Raw genomic sequence first — 21,387 nt, forward strand, 5'->3', positions numbered from 1 at the left:
TCCGATTCGGACGAAAGGTGATTAAAATATATGACAATTTCGCAGGAACAGTTTACGTTCCGTTCTGCCGAAGAGGCGCAGACCGGGGCTTTGGCAGGTTTTTTGGCAGCCAAAGCGGTTCCCGGAACGGTGATCGTGCTGGATGGAGATCTGGGAGCGGGTAAAACTGCTTTTTCCAAGGCTTTTGCCAGCCATTTAGGTGTGCCGGGTATCGTAAATAGCCCAACCTTTACCCTCATTAAGGAGTACGAAGGCCGATTGCCTTTGTATCATATGGATGTGTACCGGATTACCCAGGACGAGGCGGAGGATCTCGGGCTGGATGAATATTTTTACGGGACAGGCGTATGTCTGGTGGAATGGGGGAGTATTATACCGGATATGTTGCCGGAGCAGCGGCTTCACATGTATATAGAAACAACGGATGTGGGGGAGCGCCTGATTCACCTGACCGGGTACGGCGAGCCTTATGAACAATGGTGCCGCAGTTTGCGGGAGAATGGAGTTTGAACCATGCAAAGAGAGCATACAGATGAGAATGTAAAACCGCGTGAGCGGTTTTTGGCGTTAGATACAGCGACGACCGTGATGGCGGCCGCCCTGATGAATGGAAAAGAGTTACTGGGTGAAAGCAACGTGTACGGCGAACGCAATCACTCGGTGCATGTGATTTCCGAATTGGAACGGCTTCTGAGCGAAGACGGGCTGACACGAGATGATGTGGACGGCATTGCGGTGGGTGTGGGACCGGGGTCTTACACAGGCATTCGCATTGCGGTGACCGCAGCGAAAACACTTGCTTGGGCCTGGGGCGTCCCGGTGACATCCGTATCCACTTTGCACGCGCTGGCCTGGGGCGGTTGGAGCCGTGGCACCGAGTCACAGGAGCAAGAAGCTGGAAGTGAGTTAGCAAGTAAACACTTGGCTGGAGAGCAGGTGGCAGACTGGATCGTTCCAGTGCTGGATGCAAGGCGCGGACAGGTTTATACAGGCTTGTTCACAGCGAATGTGGACGGTAATACCGGGATTCCGCAGCGTCTGGAGCCGGATGCGATCCGATTGATGGCCACTTGGACTGAGGACCTGCTGCAACGACTGGAGGCTTTGCCGTCCGAACAGCGACCTGCGGTCATTTGGCTGGTCGGTGAAACGGCGGTTCACGCAGAAATAGCCGAACGCCTGCGTGCATGTGGCGAGCTTCGTATCGTACCGTATGAGCTGGAAGGAAGATGGGTTGGCCGCCTTGGGGCGGATAAGCTGCTTCGTCAGGAACATGACGAGTTACATACGCTGGTTCCAAACTATACCCAGTTGGCGGAGGCGGAAGCCAATCTGCTTCGTCAGCGCTGAAGAGAGCGGTGAACAACATGGCAAAGAACATGCAACGGGAAGAAAAGCTAGAGTTTCGACTGATGCAGCTGGATGATATTCCCGATGTGCTGGCAATTGAGCATGAAGCGTTCACGCTGCCGTGGACGGAAGAAGCGTTCCGCAATGAACTGACAATGAATCATTTTGCTAAATATATGATTATGGAGCTGAACGGACAAGCCATCGGCTACGCAGGTATGTGGACGATTATGGACGAGGCCCATATTACGAATATTGCCGTTCGTGAGGCCTATCGCGGGCGCAAGCTTGGAGATAAGCTGCTGGACGAGCTGATGCAGACGGCCTCTTATTTGGGGATGGAACGCATGACGCTGGAGGTACGGGTGACGAACCGGATCGCTCAGGGCTTGTATGAGAAAAAAGGCTTTAAGCCAGCGGGTGTCCGTAAGGGCTATTATTCGGATAATAACGAGGATGCCGTGATCATGTGGGCGGATCTTCCCGCACATGGGGCATCCGGTGAACAGGAAGGAAGCGTGCAGAAGCAATGACGCAAGAGGAAAAAGCAGGTACAGGCGCCGCCTCTGGCGAGCCTTGCTATATACTGGCAGTGGAGACGAGTTGTGATGAAACGGCTGTGTCCGTCGTGAAAAATGGCACGGAGGTGCTTTCTAACCTGATTTCCAGTCAGATTGAAACGCACAAAGCCTTTGGTGGAGTTGTGCCAGAGGTGGCATCCCGCAAGCATGTGGAGAGCATTACCTACATGCTGGACGAGGCTATGCAAGCATCGGGAATTACGCCCCGCGAGCTTTCGGCGGTTGCCGTGACGCAAGGACCGGGACTGGTCGGTGCGCTGCTGGTAGGCATTGTCGCCGCCAAAAGCGCCGCCATGGCGTTTGGCAAGCCGTTGATCGGAACCCATCATATTGCAGGACATATTTATGCAAATCAGTTGGAGCATAAAATCGTATATCCGTGCATCGCTTTGGTCGTATCGGGTGGGCACACGGAGCTGGTATGGATGGAGTCCGAGGGTCATTTTCACCTGATTGGCCGCACACGGGATGATGCGGTTGGGGAAGCCTACGACAAGGTAGCCCGTGCTATTGGATTTCCGTATCCCGGTGGTCCGCACGTAGACCGAGTGGCTCATGAATCCGAGGAAGCTATCACCTTGCCACGTGCATGGTTGGAGCCGGATTCCTATGATTTTAGCTTTAGCGGCTTGAAATCTGCGGTGTTGAATGTGATCAACCAGACGAAAATGCGCGGAGAAACCGTTCATGCCGGAGCCATTGCAAGAGGCTTTCAAGAGTCGGTCGTGGAAGTGCTGGTGGAAAAAGCAATTCGTGCCATGCGTGAATACGACGCGAAGCAACTGCTGCTATGCGGCGGTGTTGCCGCCAATCGCGGACTGCGGACCGCACTTCGTGAACGCTGTGAATGTGAAAGTATGGAATTGCTAGTACCATCCATGAAATATTGCACGGATAATGCGGCTATGATTGGTGCGGCTGCTTACGCCAAGTGGAAGCGTGGCGAATTCACCTCACTGGACATGAAAGCCGATCCCGGGCTGTCTCTGGAAGAGTGGTCCGTCCAATCTTAGTTGGAGAAGATCAGGCAGTGAGCTGAATGCAAGTGAAGATAGTAGATAGGGACACGACTCGTTTGAGTCGTGTCTTTTATATTTTGGCTATGTTAAATTCGACTGTTGATATTTGATATATACGAACGTTTGTTCTATAATTAGGGTGACATAGATGTAAAACGGCAACGTTACCGTTGTAAATCATGTCAACAAACGTTTAACGATCTTACTAATACTCCTCTTCAACGCACCAGAAAACCCCATCTTTGGGTTCGATTCATCGAATGATGATTGAGGGTTATTCGCTTAGAAAATGTGCGGAGTTGTTGCATGATGAGGTAACTTACAGCAAGGAATATGAGAATACAACGTCGAATAAGAAAAATATGTTGGTCTCCTCATGTCTGTTTCCAGTAGTAGTGACGAATGTCCTTCTTCGTCAAGCATCGATTTCTTCATGATACGAAAGGGCATGGTTTTGATGGTATTTTTCACCTGAGTGTATTATGGTAAGATTACCCAAGCAAATAGATTATTTTGAACGGGGGATGTATTTTGTTGGAGATATTTAAACAAATTCCGTTATATCGCTTCTTAGCGTATTGTAATGATTTAACCCTTGAAAAAGTAGTGTTAGATTGTGGAGCAGGGGGCGAGACCCCTCCATTAAGTTTGTTTTTTGAATATGATTATAGAACTATCGGTATTGAGTCTGATAATGAACAATTACAAATTGCAGAAAATTATGCAAAAAGTAAGGGTCAAGATTTGAATATAATGAAAGGGGATATGCGTCAATTACCTTTTGAAAATAATTCTATCAGTTTTGTATACTCTTACAATTCAGTTTTTCATATGACCAAGGCTGAGGTTGAGAAATCAATAAATGAAATGAAAAGGGTATTAGTTCCTGGGGGATTGTTTTTCGTAAACTTTTTGACGACAAAAGATTTCCGATGTGGTGAAGGTCCTTCTCTCGGGAACAATCAATTCGAGCAATATGACGATGATATTCCTGTAATCCATTCATACTATGCAGAAAACGAACCCGAAACATTGTTCAATGATATGTTTATACTCTACAAGGAAGACAGAGTATTGGAGAGAATATATCAGGGTGAGAAAATTCGACAGGGGTTTATTGATTACATATTAAGAAAGTAATACCCACCTTCTAACTTTTGAATAGAATAGTTGAATCTACCGCCTTAAATTTACCGCCTTAATTAATAAGGCGGTTTTTTTAAAGGGGTATAAATACAGGAGTTTGAGCAGGTGAATTTTAATGTCTAATTCTCCCGCAGCGTTCGTCATGATGTTGCATGATTTTTCAGCATTCATCAAAAAAACCTTAAATTTAATACTCACCGAACAATGATATGATTTGTCAAGTTGTGAACAAAGTTATCCACATATCCCGTCCGAAATGTGGATAATTAAGCTCGGAGCAAGCAGCTTAAGACTTTTTCAGGATGCAAGAACAGGGGATATTTTGCATCTTTAGGCTTTGTGAAATCTGTGGATAATGTGGATAAAAGGGTGGATAAATTTGGTTTTCATATGAAAATGGCTTTTTATCAATAAAAAAATGGCCCTAAAGGCCATTTTTCAATACATTCCATGCACATATTCTGTGGATATCTTTGTGTATAAAAAGACGGATGGGGCAAATGTGAAATTTTTAAGTCCATATTTTGAAGCATGCCTTATTCTTCTAACAGTTCCTCCCATGAAGCGTAGGTTGCTGCCAATTCCTGCTTGCGTGCGTCAAGCTGTGCCTGAATTTCCTGAAGCGCTGTGTAATCCTGATAAATTTCGGGGAGAGTCATTTGCTCCTCCAGCCTCGTAATTTGTTCTTCCAGCTCTTTGATTTGATTTTCCACTGTCTCCAGCTTGCGCAGGCGACTGCGTTCCTCACTCTTGGCTTGTTTGTCTGCGGCATAGGCTGCTGCACCTGTTTTGGGTGCCGTCTCGTCCGTTGCGGATACAGATGATGCTTTGCTGCGTGTTGCCTGACTGGACTCCTGCGCTTCCTGCGCAATTTCCGCCAGCTCCTGCTTTTTGTCTACATAGTCATCATAATTCCCCAGGAAATGTTCTATTCCTTCAGCATGAAGCTCAATGACACGTTCCGCCATTTTGTTAAGGAAATAACGGTCATGGGAGATGAACAGCAGCGTGCCATCATAGTCGATTAGGGCAGCCTCCAGCACTTCTCTGCTGAACAGATCGAGATGATTGGTAGGCTCATCTAGAATCAGCACATTGGCTTCGCGCAGCATCAGCTTGGCGAGAGAGACGCGGGCTTTTTCACCACCGCTTAATGTGGCTACCTTTTTGAGTACATCGTCACCGCTGAACAGGAAGTTACCCAGCACTGTGCGAATCCGCGCTTCCTCCATATGGGGGTATTCGCTCCATAGCTCCTCCAGCACCGTATTGGCCGGGTTCAGGTTCGTTTGCTCCTGATCATAGAGACCGATTTTGATTTTTGTGCCCCAGTGAATCGATCCGGCAGCAGGCTTTAACGTTCCGGTGAGGCATTTGAGCAGCGTCGATTTTCCAATTCCGTTCGGACCAATCAGCGCAACGGTATCGCCGCGTTTTAAGTCGAAGGATGCATGCTGAAATAACGGTTTCTTACCTTCGTAGGCCACGGAGAGGTCGCGTACCTCCAGCACTTCCTTCCCTGACATATAAGCTGTTTCAAAGGAGAAATGGGCTTTTTTCAGATCCCCCATCGGCCGATCCATTCGATCCATTTTATCTAGCTGCTTGCGGCGGCTCTGGGCGCGTTTGGTCGTGGAAGCCCGCACGATATTGCGTTGTACGAATGCCTCCAGACGGGCAATTTCCCCTTGTTGCTTCTCATAGTGCTTGAGATTGGTTTCGTACTCGGCAGCTTTCAGCTCCATATATCGACTGTAGTTACCTGTATATCGTGTCGAACGATGACGCTCGATTTCAATAATGGTGGTCACCAGTCTGTCGAGAAAATAACGATCATGGGATACGACCAGCAGCGAGCCGGAATAGCCGCGCAAATAATCTTCCAGCCAGGTAAGCGTTTGAATGTCCAGATAGTTGGTCGGCTCATCCAGCATGAGTACATCGGGGGCGAGCAGCAGGATACGGGCCAGTGCGAGACGTGTTTTCTGTCCGCCGCTCAGTGTGGATACAGGCGTCTCCGGTGCAAACGAGCCAAAGCCCATGCCATGAAGCACACTGCGAATCCGGGTCTCCATTTCATATCCGCCGTGATCCTTGAACCAGTCTGACCTTCTCGCATATCTTTCCAGCAGATCTGCATAGCGCTTCTCGTTCTGCGCATTGGCGGGGTCGGCGATTTCCTGTTCCATCTGCCGCAGTTCCCGCTCTGCTTCGATTAGCGGAGTGAATACGAGCATCATTTCCGCCCAGATGGATCGGTCGGAATTCAAGCCGCTATTTTGCGCTAAATAACCAATGCTGGTCTCCTTCGCTTTAAAAATTTGTCCACTGTCGTATGATATTTCACCAGCGATGATTTTGAGCAATGTCGATTTGCCCGCTCCATTCACACCTACCAGTCCAATGCGTTCACGTTCCAATATTTGAAGGTTAATCCCGTCCAGAACGGGCTCAATTCCATAGGATTTCGTAATTCCGGTTACTTGCAATAACATCGCGTATCGTTCCTCCATTACATTATGCACAGTTTTCCCCGCTTCCTCCGCAGGGTGTCTTCCTTCCAGTTTACATGAAAATACCCACTAATGCACTGCTTTCACCCCGTAAACCCTTGAGCCGCGTGTAGTCAATTTGTATAAACAATGATAAACTTAAACGAGAAGTGAAAAAGAATGAAAAAAACTTGCAACGTACAGCACTTACTGACAAATGGACCAATAGTAGCATTTTAAATCATTATCGACGATTGTGCGGGAGGGCGGATGTGTGGATGTCTGTAATGTGAAGAACGCGCTGCGTTTGAAGCAACGGGAAGCGCGGGACTCCATGGACCCGCTGACAAGGCAAAAGGCATCGGCTGTGGCCTGTCGGTATGCAATCGAGGCATGGGAGCAGCTTAGAATAGACAGAAACGGGGATAAGCTAACATTATTTAGTTATCTCTCTTTTGGCAGCGAGATTTCGACGACTCCCCTCATTGAGCATTGCTGGTCACAGGGAGATCGTGTCCTGGCCCCAAGAGTGAATCCGGTAACCCGGACCATGGAGCTGAGGGAGATGGATCAGTACGGAGATATTGTGCCCGGAGTATGGAACATCCCTGAGCCTGCGCCCACATGCAAGGAATGGTCGCCTGAAATGTGGGCGGAAATCGACTGGGTTGTTGTGCCCGGCTTGGCCTTTGATCGTCGTGGGGGCAGGATCGGCTACGGCGGAGGCTACTATGATCGTTTTACCGCACAGGTAGAGGCAGAGAAGCGTAAGAACGGCTGCGCAGGTCCGCTTTATGTCTCGCTGCTGCTGCCGGGACAATTGCTGAAGCAGGTGCCCATGGAGCCAGGGGATTTACGAGTGGACGTGCTGTTTACTCCAGAAGGGCCCTTGGATTGTGATCACGCAAAATCGACAAATGATGAATGAAGCAAAGTTGGGTATGTGAAAGGAGCTGTGAGGGAGTCGTGGATTCCTTTACTCATTTTAACGAACAGGGACGGGCTCGTATGGTAGATATTTCGGGTAAAACGTCTACGATTCGTACAGCAGTCGCCGTGACTCAAATTACGATGAACCCGGCTACATTGACGGCTGTAAAAGAAGGAAGAATCGGCAAGGGCGATGTTCTTGCTGTGGCCCAGGTCGCCGGGATTCAAGGCGCGAAAAAAACGTCGGACTGGATTCCGATGTGTCATCCGCTGGCTCTGACAGGCGTGAACATTACGTTTTCTGATAATGGACATGATGTGCTTCACATTGAAGTTGAAGTGAAGACCGAGGGCAAGACAGGTGTGGAAATGGAAGCTTTGACAGCGGCTTCAGCCGCAGCGTTAACCGTGTATGATATGTGTAAGGCGCTGCAAAAAGATATGATCATCGGCCCTACCATGCTGCAATCGAAAACAGGTGGCAAGCATGGGGATTTCCAAAGGGAGGACCACCGGGAACCTTGACATAGACATACATGTCGCCGAGAGGGTACTGTGATGTGATGGAGGATGCAGCGTGGCTGTTTCTGATTTTCTGAAGAGAAAGTATTCTTTCATGATAGGAGAAGGGTGATCTTATGGTGTGGAAAACGGCGATCCTAACAGCCAGTGATAAAGGGGCGAGGGGAGAGCGTGAGGATACAAGCGCACAGGTCATCCGGGAACTCATCGAAGAAGAGCTGGGCGGAGAGATTGTGGAGTACCGGATCGTTCCCGATGAACCGGATGAAATTATTGCGGCTTTAATCGAAATGACCGATTATTTTCATGCAGACCTGGTACTGACGACGGGCGGAACCGAGCTGGCAATCCGTGATGTGACACCCGAGGCGACTCGGCGGGTCGTGGAACGGGAAGTGCCCGGGATGGCGGAAGCGATGCGTATGATTGTGATGCAGAAAAATCCAGCGGCCATGCTTTTTCGTGGAATTGTAGGGATTCGGGGGCGTACGCTGATCGTGAATTTGCCGGGAACTCCTAAGGGCGTGCATGAAAATTTGGCGGCTATTATGGATCAGTTACCAGAGGCGCTTCTCATGGTGACAGGCCAGTTCCGGTAGAAGGCAGCATGCTGAGTGTGGTATGATATCCGTAAGAAATTACATGGCTGTATGCGGGCAAAGCACACAAGAAACATACAACGGACAAGCATGGTCTCCATGGTTGTTTCTGCGTCTGTGCACCAGATGCTGGTTCTTGTTTGTCATGTTGCCCGTCAACATAAGGAGGGTTACCACACATGCCTAATATTGGAGCACCGGGTTATATTTTGTTAATCATTCTGGCGCTGCTGCTATTCGGCCCGAACAAGCTGCCTGAGCTGGGTCGCGCTGTGGGGCGTACATTCCGTGAGTTTAAAAACGGAGCACGTGACATTTTGTCTGAAGACCAACGGACTGAACATAAAGACAATAAGGATAGTGCGGTCAAGGCATCCCAGACGACGGCTTCAGAAGTGCAGCCCCAGCCGGAGGAAAAACGGTTATCTTAGGTTAGTTTTATTGTTGATGCTTTTACAATTTCAAGAAGAGCCTCTTCTCCAGGGAAGGGCTTTATTTTTTAGGAGGCGCAGCTGCGTCCGATCCAGAAAGGAGGAGCGAGTTTGACCCAATCAGAGCATGAAATGCCGCTCATGGAGCATCTGGGGGAGCTACGGCGTAGAATCATTTATGTGCTGATTGTATTTGTTCTGGCACTGGCTGGTGGTTTGTTCGCCGCAGGTCCTGTCTATGACTGGCTTATTCGCTCCGGTTCGGCGCAGGCTTTTCAGCTGAATGCATTTTCCTTCTGGGATGGAATAGGCATCTACATGAAGATCGCCATGTTGATCGGGATTGCGGTGGCGCTGCCGTTTGCATGCTATCAGCTGTGGAAGTTTGTTAGCCCCGGCTTGCGACCGCAAGAACGAAATGCGACTTTGCGGTATGTGCCTTATGTGCTGCTGTTGTTCGTGATCGGTGCAGCTTTTGCATATTTTATTATTTTCCCGATGGCGATTCAGTTTACGTCGTCTATCACCAAAAGCATGGGACTGCATGAAACGTACGGTATCGCTCAATACTTCACCTTTATGTTTAATATTGTGCTGCCTGTTGCTCTGTTGTTTGAATTGCCGCTGCTCATCATGTTCCTGACGGGGATTCGGGTACTTACTCCGATGAGGCTTCGCAAATGGCGGAAAATTTCTTATTTTCTGCTTGTCTTTGTTGCTGTCGTTATAACTCCCCCGGATTTTATCTCTGACTTTCTGGTGGCGATCCCGTTACTGGTGCTGTATGAAGTGAGTGTGTACATGTCAACAGTGGTGTACCGCAGGCAACTGCGTGCAGATGAAGAACGGGAGGCACAACTGCGTGTAGCACCGGAGCGGTAACAGGTAGAACTCGAATTTCCGTGCAAAACGGTATCTTCGGGTTCGGGAGCTACATGGCAATTTGCAGACCATGAAAAGCAGCAGCTTAGCTGTCTTGAAAACAGATCATAAAAAATAGCAGCATAGCTGCCCTAAAAATAACCATTAGCCTGAGATAACGGTTATTTTTAGGACAGATGGATATAATCGAGAAGGGCCGTCCATAAAAATTCCCATAAAAAATACATCAGGGACTTGAAATTCAATCTCAAGTTGAGTATCATAAAGTTGGTTGTTAGCACTGACGAGTGTCGAGTGCTAATACATACAACATAACAACCGTATAACGGAATAAAACACTTAATAAGGAGGCTATTTTTTCATGATCAAACCTTTGGGTGAACGCGTATTGGTGGAAGCAATTGAGCAAGAGCAAACGACTTCCTTTGGAATCGTACTTCCTGACTCTGCTAAGGAAAAGCCGCAAGAAGGCAAAATTATCGCGGTTGGCGCAGGCGCATTGAAAGACGGTGCCCGCATTCCTCTGGAAGTAAAAGAAGGCGACCGTGTAATCTTCTCTAAATACGCTGGAACGGAAATCAAATATGAAGGTAAAGAATATTTGATTATGAAAGAAAGCGATATCCACGCGATCATTGGTTAACCGGAATCCGGACAAGACCTGAATATAGGAATCGAACAAATCATTCATAATCCATGGGAGGTTTATCGCAAATGGCAAAAGACATTAAATTTAGTGAAGACGCTCGTCGCTCCATGCTTCGTGGGGTAGATGCATTGGCTAACGCTGTTAAAGTAACACTCGGACCGAAGGGCCGTAACGTTGTACTGGAGAAAAAATTCGGTAGCCCGCTCATCACCAATGACGGTGTAACGATTGCAAAAGAAATCGAATTGGAAGACGCGTTCGAAAACATGGGCGCTCAACTGGTTAAAGAAGTAGCAACCAAAACCAACGATGTAGCTGGTGACGGTACGACAACTGCTACTGTTTTGGCTCAAGCCCTCATCACAGAAGGTTTGAAAAACGTAACTGCTGGTGCAAGCCCGATCGGTATCCGTAAAGGGATCGACAAAGCGGTTAAAGCAGCTGTTGCTGAACTGCAAGCGATCTCCAAACCAATCGAAAGCAAACAATCCATTGCACAAGTAGCCGGTATTTCCGCTGCTGACGATGAAGTAGGCGAACTGATCGCTGAAGCTATGGAAAAAGTGGGCAAAGACGGTGTGATCACGGTTGAAGAATCCCGCGGTTTTGCAACTGAGCTGGAAGTGGTTGAAGGTATGCAGTTTGACCGTGGCTACATTTCCCCGTACATGATTACAGATACGGACAAAATGGAAGCTGTGCTGGACAATCCGTATATCCTGATCACAGACAAAAAAATCACGAACACACAAGAAATTTTGCCTTTGCTTGAGAAAATCGTTCAACAAGGCAAACCGCTCGTGCTGATCGCTGAAGACATCGAAGGCGAAGCGCTGGCTATGCTCGTTGTCAACAAACTGCGTGGTACATTCAACGCTGTAGCTGTTAAAGCTCCTGGCTTTGGTGACCGTCGCAAAGCAATGCTGCAAGATATCGCTGCCCTGACAGGCGGTCAAGTAATTACGGAAGAACTGGGTCTGGACCTGAAAACTGCTTCCGTAGACCAACTGGGTACAGCACGTCAAGTGCGTATCACGAAGGAAAATACGATTGTGGTTGACGGCGCTGGAAACAAAGCCGACATCGAGGCTCGTGTTAGCCAAATCCGTACACAACTGGAAGAAACGACTTCCGAGTTCGACAAAGAGAAACTGCAAGAGCGTCTGGCTAAATTGTCCGGTGGCGTAGCAGTTATCAAAGTTGGTGCGGCTACTGAAACAGAATTGAAAGAACGCAAACTGCGCATCGAAGATGCCCTGAACGCAACCCGTGCTGCGGTTGAAGAAGGTATCGTATCCGGTGGTGGTGTAGCGCTCCTGAACGTATACAGCGCTGTTGCAGCCGTTGAACTGCAAGGCGACGAGCAAACAGGCGTGAATATCGTATTGCGCGCTCTGGAAGCTCCAATCCGTACGATCGCTGCTAACGCGGGTGAAGAAGGCTCCGTAATCGTTGAGCGTCTGAAACGCGAAAAAGTTGGCGTAGGCTTTAACGCAGCTACTGGCGACTGGGTAAACATGATCGACGCTGGTATCGTTGACCCTGCAAAAGTAACTCGTTATGCACTGCAAAACGCTGCTTCCGTAGCAGCTATGTTCCTGACTACTGAAGCGGTTATCGCTGACAAGCCAGAACCTGCAGGCGCTGCTGGCGTTCCTGACATGGGCGGTATGGGTGGAATGGGCGGCATGATGTAATAGGGTGATGAACCCTTTATGCATCTAGGGTTTCTGTGAGCAGAACCCCTGTTTGACCACATTTTGTTAACGAAATGTTAACATTGCAATAGAAAAAAAGGCTTCTCACGAGTTCAATTAACTTGTGGGAGGCCTTTTCTACTCTTCGAAAATGCTTTTTAATCGTACATTCAAATACAGAGCACACCAAAAGCAGTAATGAAATGCCTCCACAATAATATGAACCGTCCCCGACCAGCCCAATGAGGATAACGCCTTGGAACACAGCGTACCCACGATAAGAATGGCTTCAAAAACTAAAATGTCCACCAACAGCACAATGACTGTACGGGATTTGGCTCGTTGGAAGAGTTGCAGGGTTTTGAAATTCCAGCCTGTTGCGATCAGTTCCAGCGTTATGATTCCCAGGGACATGCCGGTATACCCGAACTCGGGAATGGCAACTATGGAGTAAAGAATAATGAAATTGGCAAGTACACCTGTGCAAAGGCCAATAAAGGGAGTTTTCTTTCGATTTTGTGCCCATAAGACGCTGGTTGTGATTTCCCGCAATCCGACGAGTAGTGGTAACATAGCCAACGATTTAATGGGGATTTCGGCATTTTGTATACCAAAAACAAATAGGGAGATTTCTGGGGCATATTCAAAAATGAAAAAACCTGAGGCTAATCCCCAGACCCATGCTACCTGAATGGCAGTATGGCTTTTTTTGTAGAAAGCGTTATATTTCTTATTTTGCCAATCCGAAGTTATTTTCATAGTGAGCGTATGTGTTAATGCACCTGTAATCAAAGTAGGCATATAAGCAACGACAAGGGCGATGCCAGTGACAATACCGAACATCTCCGCTGCTTCTTTGGAAGAAACTCCGGCAACCTGTAATCGTTGGGGTATGATGATCGCATCCATAAAATCAGACGAAGGGATGAGCAAGCGTGTAAACGCAATAGCAAAGGAAGCTTGTACCACTAAAGGTAAATCAGCTCGACTTGATGGAGGAGATAAAGCTACAGAGGGACGGTTATACATAAAAAAAGTAATAAGCACAGCAAAGGATAACAATGCGCCTGTGAAGGTTCCCAGTACCGCTCCGCCTACAGCAAACTCGATGCCGGATTGAATAAATAGTGGCACCAGCAACATTAAAGTACCGATCCTGGCGGTTTGCTCTATGATTTCCGAAAGGGCAATCGCGGTGTATCTTTCAAGCCCTTGCAAATATCCGCGCAGCAGACTTAACAAGGGAACGGCCAGCATAGCCGGGGAGAGGCATCGAATCACAAAATCGAGCTGTGGATAGCCGAGCAAATTAGCGATCGGTGTTGAGAACCAAAAGGTTAATATACTGCATACCAATCCCGTGAGGATCATGAACACTGAAAAAATTTTGAACAACCGCCAGCCTCTTGCCGTATGCTTGGCTGTAAACATACCCAATGCTGTCGGCAATCCCCCGGAAATAATCATCAAAATTAAGCTATAGAAGGAGTAGGCTAGCTGGTAGAGTCCCATTCCTTCAGCTCCAACAAGCCGTGTCATGAATACTTTTCCGACCAAACCTATGGCTTTCACGACGATCATCGCATTAGCTCTTACCATGGTTTGTTTTAATATAAGAGGTAATTTCAAATTTTTCTCACCCCATTGGAAACTGTCCACTTTATTCCTATGACAGCAGCCTACGGGATATGAACAAGTGTAACGGTTTCAAGATGCTTAATCTTGTATATGAATCAACAAATACTTGGTGCTTCTATCCCATCCCAAGTCAAAGGGCACCCTGAAACGGTCTGCGGTATGGGAGTTAACTAAAGGATAGCCACCTTGATCAAATCCGACAACAACGGAGAAGTGGTCTACATCGCCTTTTAATACGTAAGCAATCAAATCACCTGGCAGCAACTGCGGTCTGTTAAGGTGCTGCTGCCGATCATTGACCGAGTGGACAATATCGGAGAAGCTTCCTTGTCCTATAATTCTTCCATAGCCGGAGCGTATCAGAAAATTTTTAAAAGCGTCCGTTTGAACCCAGGCTTGGCTTCCACCGTTGCCATACAAGTAATGCCACCCAGATTTCATAGGCAGCCCTCCGCCTTCCTCCTTGTCCCCGATAACTTGGGAGGAGAAGTTGGTACAGTCGCCCCCTTTGGAGTTATAATCCAGGTATTTTTGATTATATCGCTGACGATTTCCTGCTCCCCATGTTATTCCTGCATACTTGTTAGCATATTCAACGGCGCGGGCTCTGTTGTACTTATGGGTAACTTTCTCTGATGGCACCGGATCTTTATGAGGAATAAAGCTTACATCGGACTTTTCAATCTTTGTTGAATTTTCTTCCAGAGGGTCTGAATACCATTCACGTTCTACGTGCCAACGGCTATCTTTTTTTCTCAGTGTAATGCCATGACGTGTTCCAATTCCAAAATCATGCTGACCGGGATAGCTGTCGATATACTCATAACTCAGTTTCAAGGACTGAACAAGTGACACCTTTGCCGTATCGCCCACCACTTCGGCACGGGCTATCCGAATGGAGCTTTCTGCATTCACAAATTTCATTTTTCGATGCTTGGCCCATTCCTGAATATATTCCGCTCTGTTCATTTCATGAAGGTACGCATAGTTGCTTCGTTTATCCTGCAATAAATAATGGTCCTCGATATGCGTTTTATCCTGATCCATCAACAACCGGGTACGGTCATCAAACAGCTCTTGAAGAAATGGGATAACCTCATCTTGTTTAGCTGGCTCGGCTTCTGCACGAACTAAAGAGAAGCTGTAAGCGGGTATCCATATTAAGATGAGGCACAGCAGTTGCAATTTTGCGATCCTAAGCACATTTATTCATTCTCCCTAATTCATTTTCCCGCTCGCACCACCGAATTCAGGTTTCGGTAACTAGTAGCTTTTGCTTTCAGACTCTTTACCTATTAACCTCAATCAGTCCTTCGGGTGTCTCGCGATTGGCAAGCAATTCAGATACGGTGACGAAGGTGAAGCCTCTTTTTTTCAGCTCAGGCAAAATGATTTTTAAGGCTTCAACGGTTTGTGTACTTTTATATACATAATCGTGCATGAGGACGATGTCGCCGTTGCGGGCATTGCGAAGCACTTTGTTAACGATCCGGTGTACACCGGGTTTTCGCCAATCCAGGGTGTCCTGATGCCAGGACCATAAAATCATTTTCTGTCCTTTTTCTTTGGATGTCTTCACGAGTGTATCGGTGTATGAACCGCCGGGCGGACGAAAAAGATGGGTTCCCGAGCCGGTAGCTTGAACGATGCTCGCCTGGCCTTGGTCTATCTCGGAAAGAGCTTTGTTACGGGAAATATGCTGAAAGGATGGATGATGGAAGGTATGGTTTCCAATCTCATGGCCTTCTCTTCGTTCCCGCTTCACAATGTCAGGGAGTTTTTCTACGCGGCTGCCAACGACAAAAAAAGTCGCCTTGGCGTCATATTGCTTGAGTAAATCCAGAATGGCGGGCGTTTTGCTTTCATCTGGTCCGTCATCGAATGTGAGGGCAATCACCTTGCGTTGGGTAGGGACTTCCCATACAATGTCGCCCCGTTCTTCATAATAGGCTCTTCCCTTTGTAGGAGCAGGGGAGGCGTACGATGCGGCTTGTGCAGTATTGGTATAGGGGGTGGGGCATAGGCTGGCACAGAACAAGGAAACAGCGATACTTGCAGACAGTAATCGGTTATATTTCATCAGGCTTCTTCTCCGTTCTGACGTTTTCTCACATTAGCTTGCCAAGAAGGAGCGTATACCATTCTTCGTTCCCGAAAATTACCTCCTTCAAATTCACTCTTACTCCTGTCCATCCACAGCTTCCAGCATAGCTCTGACACTGAAATGATGCTCCGAAAGAGTGGTAGCTTGCTTGTTGATTACTAGCCATAGCCATGTTAAATTGTACATATCCATCCTTGTTTCAATGAGCAGTTGAGGTAGGTCTTTGTCTGATTCGTGAAAGTCTTAATCTGGCCGAAAATGAATGAGGTTGACGGGACAAGCCGCAGAAGCTTATCAGAGATCATCATATAAGCGACTCGTTCCTCAGCTTCGAACAGGAGATGAGACGGGATGAAAACAAAGGAAGAAGGGCTGCGAGCCATTAGCGAAACCTTAGAGGCGGGCGAACACATCCGGTCATGCATTTGGTGTACGCACGATGTGCCACAAAGCATACAGGACACGACATGTTGCGGAATATTGGCGGTGACATCCAAACGACTGATTTTTTATTCTTCCACTTTTGGAATTCCATGGCTTAAGTTTATCAATTATCACCATATTTCATCGACCAGACTGGAAAAGAATGTGCTGGATCCGGGTTCCAGTGAACATATTATTTTGATGAACCGGAATGCACGTGAAGTTTTTAAGTACCTGCCGGAAGCAGATGCGTTGGAGCATTTTATAGCTGCCCTGGGTCAAGAATCGGGTATAGATGTAAGTAATCATGCATTTCATATGTAATCATTCGTTTATAAAATGTAAAATAAATACGTAAAACCTCCACCTTCGTAATAAGCCGATAGTCGGCTGTTCACGAATTTGGAGGTTTTTTGGTTTTGGGACGGAATGGATCGAACGTTAGCTCAGCAGTGTTACTACCAGCAGATTGTACAGCACCAGCGGCAGAACGACGTTTCTGTAGGTATAGGAACGATGCGGAGCGTGGCATGGTACCGTGGGTGCCTGGAGCAGGAGCGTGGTACGGGTGAGGAACGCTCAAATACAAGTGATCCCGGTCGATGTGAACGATCCTTCCTTCATGCACATGATGATCCATCGTTTGAGCCTGCCATTGCGCAAGTACCCAGGTGTGACAGGTTTTACAAAGGCATGAAACATTAACATTCTGCTCCAGCCCGCTTGATGTTCCCTTTACATGGAAACGATACACTTATTGAGGTTGGTTTGAAAAGAAAGGGGAGCTCCGTTTTGGGTGAGCTTAACAAATCTTTGGGACTCGGGACGAGGAGCCAGCAACAGGCTTCGTCTAAAGCCCGCATACGTACGGGTTCGCTAAAAATTCAGAGACTGCGTGAAAACGCGCTGGCGTATACGTTTTTGGCTCCATCGCTTATTTTGTTTGCTTTATTTATGTTTTACCCGATGATCAAGTCGGTTTATCTCAGCTTGCACTCTACAGATCCCGCAGGAAATGTTGCAGCTTATGTTGGGTTAGACAACTTTGCTACACTTTTCAGCTCGGGTCAATTCCTGCAAGGAATCAAGGTTACGCTCCTGTTTGCACTGCTGACGGTGCCTGTAGGCATTTTACTGGCGCTGGTGCTGGCAGCACTCACACATAGCAAGCTGCGGGGGATGCGCATCTTCCAGTTCGCTTTTTCGCTGCCGATGGTGTTGTCGGTCGGTTCATCTGCGGTCATTTGGAAATTTCTTTTCCATCCGACATTGGGGATGTTCAACTATGTGCTTTCCCTGTTACATATCAATCCGGTTCCGTGGCTGACCAGCCCGGATTGGGCGTTGTTCTCTGTAGCGATCATGACCATCTGGATGAATCTCGGCTTTAATTACATTATTTTATCAAGCGGACTTCAAGGGATTCCAGATGATATGTATGAGAGTGCCAAAATGGACGGTGCAGGCCCGCTGGTAACGTTTTGGCGTATTTCCATGCCGCTGCTGTCGCCAACGATCTTCTTTGTAACCGTAGTATCCATTATTGGAGCTTTCCAGTCCTTTGCTCAAATTAACATTTTGACCAAGGGCGGTCCGGTGAACAGCACGAATGTGTTCGTGTATTCCATTTATCAGGAAGCCTTCGTTAATTTCCGATTTGGAACGGGTAGCGCGCAGGCGATTGTACTGTTTGTCGTCATCCTGCTGCTTACCATGATCCAATTCAAATGGGTGGAAAGAAAGGTGCATTACCAATGAAACGACATCTTAATTCAACGCTGCTGTATGTGCTGCTTACGATTGCGGCTGCTTTGATTTTATATCCGGTCATTTATACGTTTTTTATGGCTGTCATGTCGCCGGAGGAAGCGAGTGCCTATCCACCAAGCTTTTTCCCGCATTCCTTTCATATGGCCAATTTTACCGAGGTGTTTGAAATCGTTCCGATTGCTGCATTCATTGGTAACACCTTTCTCATTTCGGGCCTGACGATGATCGGTCAGTTGATTACAGCCAGCTTGGCGGCATATGCCTTTGCCAAAATGGAATTCAAGGGGAAGAACTTCATATTCAGCATGTTTGTCGCTACCATGATGATCCCGTGGGAAGTGACCATTATTCCGAATTATCTGACCGTACGTAGCTGGAATTGGCTGGATACCTATCAAGGGCTGACAGTTCCGTTTCTGGCGACGGCATTCGGAACGTTCCTGCTGCGGCAATTTTTTCTCCAGCTTCCCAAGGAATTGTTCGAGGCGGCTCGTATGGACGGGTGCGGACATGTCCGTTACTTCTTGTTCCATGTGCTTCCGCTATCGCGCCCGGCGCTCGGAACATTGGCTGTGTATTCGTTCCTGAATATGTACAATTCGTACCTGTGGCCGTTGTTGATCACGAACAGCGAGAATATGCGTACGGTACAGATCGGAATTTCCATGCTCGAATTTCAGGAATCTACCTCATGGAATCTTGTATTCGCGGGTACGGCCCTTGTCATTTTACCGTCTCTGCTGCTGCTGATCTTTGGTCTGAAGCAGTTAGTACGCGGGATGGCAGCGGGTGCGCTTAAAGGCTAAACAAGCCCACAAGTACAGTAACACCTGCGCAAGCAGCCTATATACAGAGCATTATCACCAAAGAATATTGCAAGAAAATCTGTATGCGAGAATCATTTAATCAAAGGGAGAGAAGAGAGATTATGAGATTTTTTCGTCTGAAAAGTGCTTTGACCTTGCTTATCCTCACTGCAATCGTTGTTGCAGCAGGCTGTAGCAATAACACGGCGGCTGAGAAGCCAGGCAACGGTAGTGATGCGGGAGCAGCAGCAGGTTCTCCGGTGAAGCTGACTTGGTGGCATTCCATGTCCGGTAACGGTGAAAAAGCGATCAAGCAAATCGCCGCTGACTTTAACGCCAGCCACAAGGACATTCAGGTAGAGCCGGTATACCAGGGCAAATATGATGACAGCTTGAACAAGCTAAAAGCATCGCTGGGTTCCGATAGCGGCCCGGACATCATTCAGGTGTATGAAATCGGCAGTAAATTCATGATTGACTCCAAGATGATTACTCCTGTACAACAATTTATTGATGCAGACAAGTTCGATCTATCGCAGCTTGAGCCGAATATTACACGGTATTACACCATTGACGGTAAGCTGAATGCAATGCCATTTAATACGTCGAATCCGATCTTGTACTATAACAAGGATGCTTTTAAAGCGGCGGGACTTGACCCGGCTAATCCTCCGAAAACATATGATGAATTTGAAAAGGCTGCCAAAGCCTTGAGCAAGGACGGGAAATCCGGTGCATCCATCGCCATCTACGGCTGGTTTATGGAGCAGTTGTTTGCCAATCAGAATGCGGATTATGTGAATAATGGCAACGGACGCAATCAGGCGGCAACGGAATCGCTGCTGAATTCGGATGCAGGTGTGAAAACCCTGACTTGGTGGAAGAAAATGATCGACGAAAAGGTTGTATCCAACCTGGGACGTAACTCCGATGATACTGCCAAAGCTTTTTCTGCAGGACAAATTGCCATGACACTGGATTCCACCGCTTCGCTGCGTAATATTGTGGAGCAGGTTGGCGATAAATTCGAGGTAGGTACTGGCTTTCTGCCAAGAGCGAATGAAGCTAAAGAAGGCGGCGTGGTTGTAGGTGGTGCGAGCTTGTACATCATGAACAACAAGCCTGAAGCCCAGCAAAAGGCAGCGTGGGAATTCATTAAATTCGTTACTTCCCCGGCTGTACAGGCACAATGGAGCGTGAACACGGGATACTTCCCGATCACCAAAGCGGCTTATGACGAGAAGGTACTCAAGGACAACATGGTGAAATACCCGCAATTCCAAACCGCTGTTGACCAATTGCATGCATCGGCGCAATCCACCGCTACACAAGGCGCAGTCATGGGCGTATTCCCGGAAGCGCGTCAAATCGTGGAGGGTGCAATCGAGGCCGTCCTGAGCGGACAGCAACAACCAAAACAGGCATTGGATCAAGCCGCACAGGAGATTACAGGCAAAATTGCGCAATACAATCAAACAGTAAAAAAATAATCGCCTTCCCTTAAAAGCGGCTGATAAACTGTAATGCGCGCCCCCTTTTTCAGCCGGTTTTATAAAATAACGGACCGAATAAGTGACCCCCTCACTTGTTCGGTCTGTTTTTTTGTATGTCCGCATTCTCCTGTTTTTAGAACGTTCGTTTAGACGAACTGTCTAAAATTGTTTATTTTGTACATTTCCTATTGCTGGATACCTAAAAGCGGGCTTATAATAAACGTATAATTTTTGTACTGGACGGTCAGTTCAAAAGGAGGAAGCATGAAAAACCAGACGAAGGAAATTATTTTCAACGGTGCGCTCAAGGCCTTTTCCGAACGTGGCTTCAATGAAACCAATATGGAGGAAATCGCCAAGGTATGCGGCATTGCTAAAGGTACTCTTTATTACAACTTCAAAAATAAACAAGAGCTGTACATTTATATTTTGAAGATGGGGATGGAACGTTTTGTTCAGGATATCCATGAAGCCATGGCTCCGGTTCCGAAGGATCAGGTAGAAACGAGGATTCACAAGCTGATTCAAGTACACATTGAGTTTATCGGAAGAGAGCCAGATTTTTGCCGTTTGCTGGTTAGCAAAGGTTGGGTTTCGCAGGAGCAGCATTTTAATATCAGGCAGGTCTTGGCTGACTATTTTGATTTTATAGAAGCGGAGATCGATTCCGGTAAGTTTTACGGGAAAATTTCGAGTAAGCTGGATGCGAAAACGACGGCAAATTGCTTATTTGGTATTTACATTTTTGCACCGATGCGGTCAATGGTTTGGGGCGAAACGATGAACCTTCAGGAAGTCCGGGAGAGTATTGAAATTTTTGTTTGTAATGCGCTGGGTATACATCATTAATAGAAA

At 47.4% G+C, this 21,387-nt stretch carries 22 protein-coding genes and 1 pseudogene; 18 read left to right on the plus strand and 5 right to left on the minus strand.

Features of this window, described 5'->3' with window-relative positions:
- Positions 1–30: 30 nt before the first annotated feature.
- The 6 genes and pseudogenes from tsaE (at position 31) to AC0WRU_RS06095 (ending at position 4,090) form a co-directional block, all read left to right on the plus strand.
- Complete coding sequence (gene tsaE, locus AC0WRU_RS06070) at positions 31–510, plus strand: tRNA (adenosine(37)-N6)-threonylcarbamoyltransferase complex ATPase subunit type 1 TsaE (RefSeq protein ID WP_025685244.1); 480 nt, start codon at positions 31–33, stop codon at positions 508–510.
- A 3-nt stretch (positions 511–513) separates the two neighbouring features.
- The gene (gene tsaB / locus AC0WRU_RS06075) at positions 514–1,350 is read left to right on the plus strand and encodes a tRNA (adenosine(37)-N6)-threonylcarbamoyltransferase complex dimerization subunit type 1 TsaB (RefSeq protein ID WP_476127642.1); all 837 of its coding nucleotides are present in this window, start codon (positions 514–516) and stop codon (positions 1,348–1,350) included.
- 17 nt (positions 1,351–1,367) lie between these two features.
- Positions 1,368–1,883 carry a ribosomal protein S18-alanine N-acetyltransferase gene (gene rimI / locus AC0WRU_RS06080; protein WP_025685242.1) on the plus strand — a complete coding sequence of 172 codons (516 nt, stop codon included), beginning with the start codon at positions 1,368–1,370 and terminating at the stop codon, positions 1,881–1,883.
- Positions 1,880–2,944 (plus strand): tRNA (adenosine(37)-N6)-threonylcarbamoyltransferase complex transferase subunit TsaD, encoded by a 1,065-nt coding sequence (gene tsaD, locus AC0WRU_RS06085; RefSeq protein WP_476127643.1) that lies wholly within the window; start codon positions 1,880–1,882, stop codon positions 2,942–2,944. Before rimI ends, tsaD begins: the two co-directional genes overlap by 4 nt.
- A 153-nt stretch (positions 2,945–3,097) precedes the next feature.
- Positions 3,098–3,255: pseudogene (locus AC0WRU_RS06090) on the plus strand (transposase); the annotation flags it as partial.
- A gap of 229 nt (positions 3,256–3,484) precedes the next feature.
- The gene (locus AC0WRU_RS06095) at positions 3,485–4,090 is read left to right on the plus strand and encodes a class I SAM-dependent methyltransferase (protein WP_209440988.1); all 606 of its coding nucleotides are present in this window, start codon (positions 3,485–3,487) and stop codon (positions 4,088–4,090) included.
- A 542-nt stretch (positions 4,091–4,632) separates the two neighbouring features.
- Here the strand turns inward: AC0WRU_RS06095 and AC0WRU_RS06100 are convergent.
- Positions 4,633–6,591, minus strand: coding sequence for an ABC-F family ATP-binding cassette domain-containing protein (locus AC0WRU_RS06100; RefSeq protein ID WP_476127644.1), 1,959 nt, complete (start codon positions 6,589–6,591; stop codon positions 4,633–4,635).
- 271 nt (positions 6,592–6,862) lie between these two features.
- Here AC0WRU_RS06100 and AC0WRU_RS06105 point away from each other — a divergent pair, with 271 nt between their 5' ends.
- The 7 genes from AC0WRU_RS06105 to groL all read left to right on the plus strand — a co-directional run bounded on the left by AC0WRU_RS06105 (position 6,863) and on the right by groL (position 12,298).
- On the plus strand, positions 6,863–7,516 hold the full coding sequence (locus AC0WRU_RS06105; RefSeq protein WP_476127645.1) for a 5-formyltetrahydrofolate cyclo-ligase: 654 nt from the start codon (positions 6,863–6,865) through the stop codon (positions 7,514–7,516).
- 38 nt (positions 7,517–7,554) lie between these two features.
- The gene (moaC, locus tag AC0WRU_RS06110) at positions 7,555–8,043 is read left to right on the plus strand and encodes a cyclic pyranopterin monophosphate synthase MoaC (protein ID WP_013309211.1); all 489 of its coding nucleotides are present in this window, start codon (positions 7,555–7,557) and stop codon (positions 8,041–8,043) included.
- Between the two features lie 113 nt (positions 8,044–8,156).
- Positions 8,157–8,639, plus strand: a complete 483-nt coding sequence (locus AC0WRU_RS06115; protein WP_013309212.1) for a MogA/MoaB family molybdenum cofactor biosynthesis protein — start codon at positions 8,157–8,159, stop codon at positions 8,637–8,639.
- A 179-nt stretch (positions 8,640–8,818) separates the two neighbouring features.
- Positions 8,819–9,070 (plus strand): twin-arginine translocase TatA/TatE family subunit, encoded by a 252-nt coding sequence (locus AC0WRU_RS06120; RefSeq protein WP_476127646.1) that lies wholly within the window; start codon positions 8,819–8,821, stop codon positions 9,068–9,070.
- Positions 9,071–9,181: 111 nt separating this feature from the next.
- Positions 9,182–9,952, plus strand: coding sequence for a twin-arginine translocase subunit TatC (gene tatC / locus AC0WRU_RS06125; RefSeq protein WP_476127647.1), 771 nt, complete (start codon positions 9,182–9,184; stop codon positions 9,950–9,952).
- 361 nt (positions 9,953–10,313) lie between these two features.
- Positions 10,314–10,595, plus strand: coding sequence for a co-chaperone GroES (gene groES / locus AC0WRU_RS06130; RefSeq protein WP_025685233.1), 282 nt, complete (start codon positions 10,314–10,316; stop codon positions 10,593–10,595).
- A 71-nt stretch (positions 10,596–10,666) separates the two neighbouring features.
- The gene (groL, locus tag AC0WRU_RS06135; protein ID WP_476127648.1) at positions 10,667–12,298 is read left to right on the plus strand and encodes a chaperonin GroEL; all 1,632 of its coding nucleotides are present in this window, start codon (positions 10,667–10,669) and stop codon (positions 12,296–12,298) included.
- Positions 12,299–12,436: 138 nt separating this feature from the next.
- Here the strand turns inward: groL and AC0WRU_RS06140 are convergent, their stop codons facing one another.
- The 3 genes from AC0WRU_RS06140 to AC0WRU_RS06150 form a co-directional block, all read right to left on the minus strand.
- Positions 12,437–13,897 carry an oligosaccharide flippase family protein gene (locus AC0WRU_RS06140; RefSeq protein ID WP_476128585.1) on the minus strand — a complete coding sequence of 487 codons (1,461 nt, stop codon included), beginning with the start codon at positions 13,895–13,897 and terminating at the stop codon, positions 12,437–12,439.
- 117 nt (positions 13,898–14,014) lie between these two features.
- Positions 14,015–15,139, minus strand: coding sequence for an amidase domain-containing protein (locus tag AC0WRU_RS06145; RefSeq protein ID WP_476127649.1), 1,125 nt, complete (start codon positions 15,137–15,139; stop codon positions 14,015–14,017).
- Positions 15,140–15,224: 85 nt separating this feature from the next.
- Positions 15,225–16,016 carry a polysaccharide deacetylase family protein gene (locus tag AC0WRU_RS06150; protein ID WP_476127650.1) on the minus strand — a complete coding sequence of 264 codons (792 nt, stop codon included), beginning with the start codon at positions 16,014–16,016 and terminating at the stop codon, positions 15,225–15,227.
- 375 nt (positions 16,017–16,391) lie between these two features.
- On the opposite strand from AC0WRU_RS06150, the gene AC0WRU_RS06155 reads away from it, so the two are divergent.
- Positions 16,392–16,787, plus strand: coding sequence for a PH domain-containing protein (locus tag AC0WRU_RS06155; protein WP_476127651.1), 396 nt, complete (start codon positions 16,392–16,394; stop codon positions 16,785–16,787).
- 70 nt (positions 16,788–16,857) lie between these two features.
- Here the strand turns inward: AC0WRU_RS06155 and AC0WRU_RS06160 are convergent, their stop codons facing one another.
- Positions 16,858–17,103: a hypothetical protein gene (locus AC0WRU_RS06160; protein ID WP_476127652.1), complete on the minus strand. Its 246-nt coding sequence runs from the start codon at positions 17,101–17,103 to the stop codon at positions 16,858–16,860.
- 152 nt (positions 17,104–17,255) lie between these two features.
- On the opposite strand from AC0WRU_RS06160, the gene AC0WRU_RS06165 reads away from it, so the two are divergent.
- The 4 genes from AC0WRU_RS06165 to AC0WRU_RS06180 all read left to right on the plus strand — a co-directional run bounded on the left by AC0WRU_RS06165 (position 17,256) and on the right by AC0WRU_RS06180 (position 21,381).
- A complete protein-coding gene (locus tag AC0WRU_RS06165; protein WP_025685223.1) occupies positions 17,256–18,221 on the plus strand; it encodes a carbohydrate ABC transporter permease in 966 nt (321 codons plus the stop codon).
- Positions 18,218–19,039 carry a carbohydrate ABC transporter permease gene (locus AC0WRU_RS06170; protein ID WP_025685222.1) on the plus strand — a complete coding sequence of 274 codons (822 nt, stop codon included), beginning with the start codon at positions 18,218–18,220 and terminating at the stop codon, positions 19,037–19,039. The genes AC0WRU_RS06165 and AC0WRU_RS06170 overlap by 4 nt, the downstream gene beginning before the upstream one ends.
- A 122-nt stretch (positions 19,040–19,161) precedes the next feature.
- Entirely contained in the window at positions 19,162–20,529 is a 1,368-nt protein-coding gene (locus AC0WRU_RS06175) for an ABC transporter substrate-binding protein (protein WP_476127653.1), read from the plus strand.
- A 267-nt stretch (positions 20,530–20,796) separates the two neighbouring features.
- A complete protein-coding gene (locus AC0WRU_RS06180; RefSeq protein ID WP_025685220.1) occupies positions 20,797–21,381 on the plus strand; it encodes a TetR/AcrR family transcriptional regulator in 585 nt (194 codons plus the stop codon).
- Positions 21,382–21,387: the final 6 nt, after the last annotated feature.

Source organism: Paenibacillus sp. 1-8 (genome assembly GCF_056316205.1).

Excerpts from the sequence above, each read along its gene's own strand:
- tsaB (WP_476127642.1), top strand. The coding sequence starts at position 514 with ATGCAAAGAGAGCATACAGATGAGAATGTAAAACCGCGTGAGCGGTTT.
- tsaD (WP_476127643.1), top strand. The coding sequence starts at position 1,880 with ATGACGCAAGAGGAAAAAGCAGGTACAGGCGCCGCCTCTGGCGAGCCT.
- AC0WRU_RS06170 (WP_025685222.1), top strand. The coding sequence starts at position 18,218 with ATGAAACGACATCTTAATTCAACGCTGCTGTATGTGCTGCTTACGATT.
- AC0WRU_RS06115 (WP_013309212.1), top strand. The coding sequence starts at position 8,157 with ATGGTGTGGAAAACGGCGATCCTAACAGCCAGTGATAAAGGGGCGAGG.
- groL (WP_476127648.1), top strand. The coding sequence starts at position 10,667 with ATGGCAAAAGACATTAAATTTAGTGAAGACGCTCGTCGCTCCATGCTT.
- AC0WRU_RS06155 (WP_476127651.1), top strand. The coding sequence starts at position 16,392 with ATGAAAACAAAGGAAGAAGGGCTGCGAGCCATTAGCGAAACCTTAGAG.
- tsaE (WP_025685244.1), top strand. The coding sequence starts at position 31 with ATGACAATTTCGCAGGAACAGTTTACGTTCCGTTCTGCCGAAGAGGCG.
- AC0WRU_RS06120 (WP_476127646.1), top strand. The coding sequence starts at position 8,819 with ATGCCTAATATTGGAGCACCGGGTTATATTTTGTTAATCATTCTGGCG.
- rimI (WP_025685242.1), top strand. The coding sequence starts at position 1,368 with ATGGCAAAGAACATGCAACGGGAAGAAAAGCTAGAGTTTCGACTGATG.
- AC0WRU_RS06100 (WP_476127644.1), bottom strand. The coding sequence starts at position 6,591 with ATGTTATTGCAAGTAACCGGAATTACGAAATCCTATGGAATTGAGCCC.
- AC0WRU_RS06180 (WP_025685220.1), top strand. The coding sequence starts at position 20,797 with ATGAAAAACCAGACGAAGGAAATTATTTTCAACGGTGCGCTCAAGGCC.
- AC0WRU_RS06175 (WP_476127653.1), top strand. The coding sequence starts at position 19,162 with ATGAGATTTTTTCGTCTGAAAAGTGCTTTGACCTTGCTTATCCTCACT.
- groES (WP_025685233.1), top strand. The coding sequence starts at position 10,314 with ATGATCAAACCTTTGGGTGAACGCGTATTGGTGGAAGCAATTGAGCAA.
- AC0WRU_RS06160 (WP_476127652.1), bottom strand. The coding sequence starts at position 17,103 with ATGGATCATCATGTGCATGAAGGAAGGATCGTTCACATCGACCGGGAT.
- AC0WRU_RS06150 (WP_476127650.1), bottom strand. The coding sequence starts at position 16,016 with ATGAAATATAACCGATTACTGTCTGCAAGTATCGCTGTTTCCTTGTTC.
- AC0WRU_RS06140 (WP_476128585.1), bottom strand. The coding sequence starts at position 13,897 with ATGGTAAGAGCTAATGCGATGATCGTCGTGAAAGCCATAGGTTTGGTC.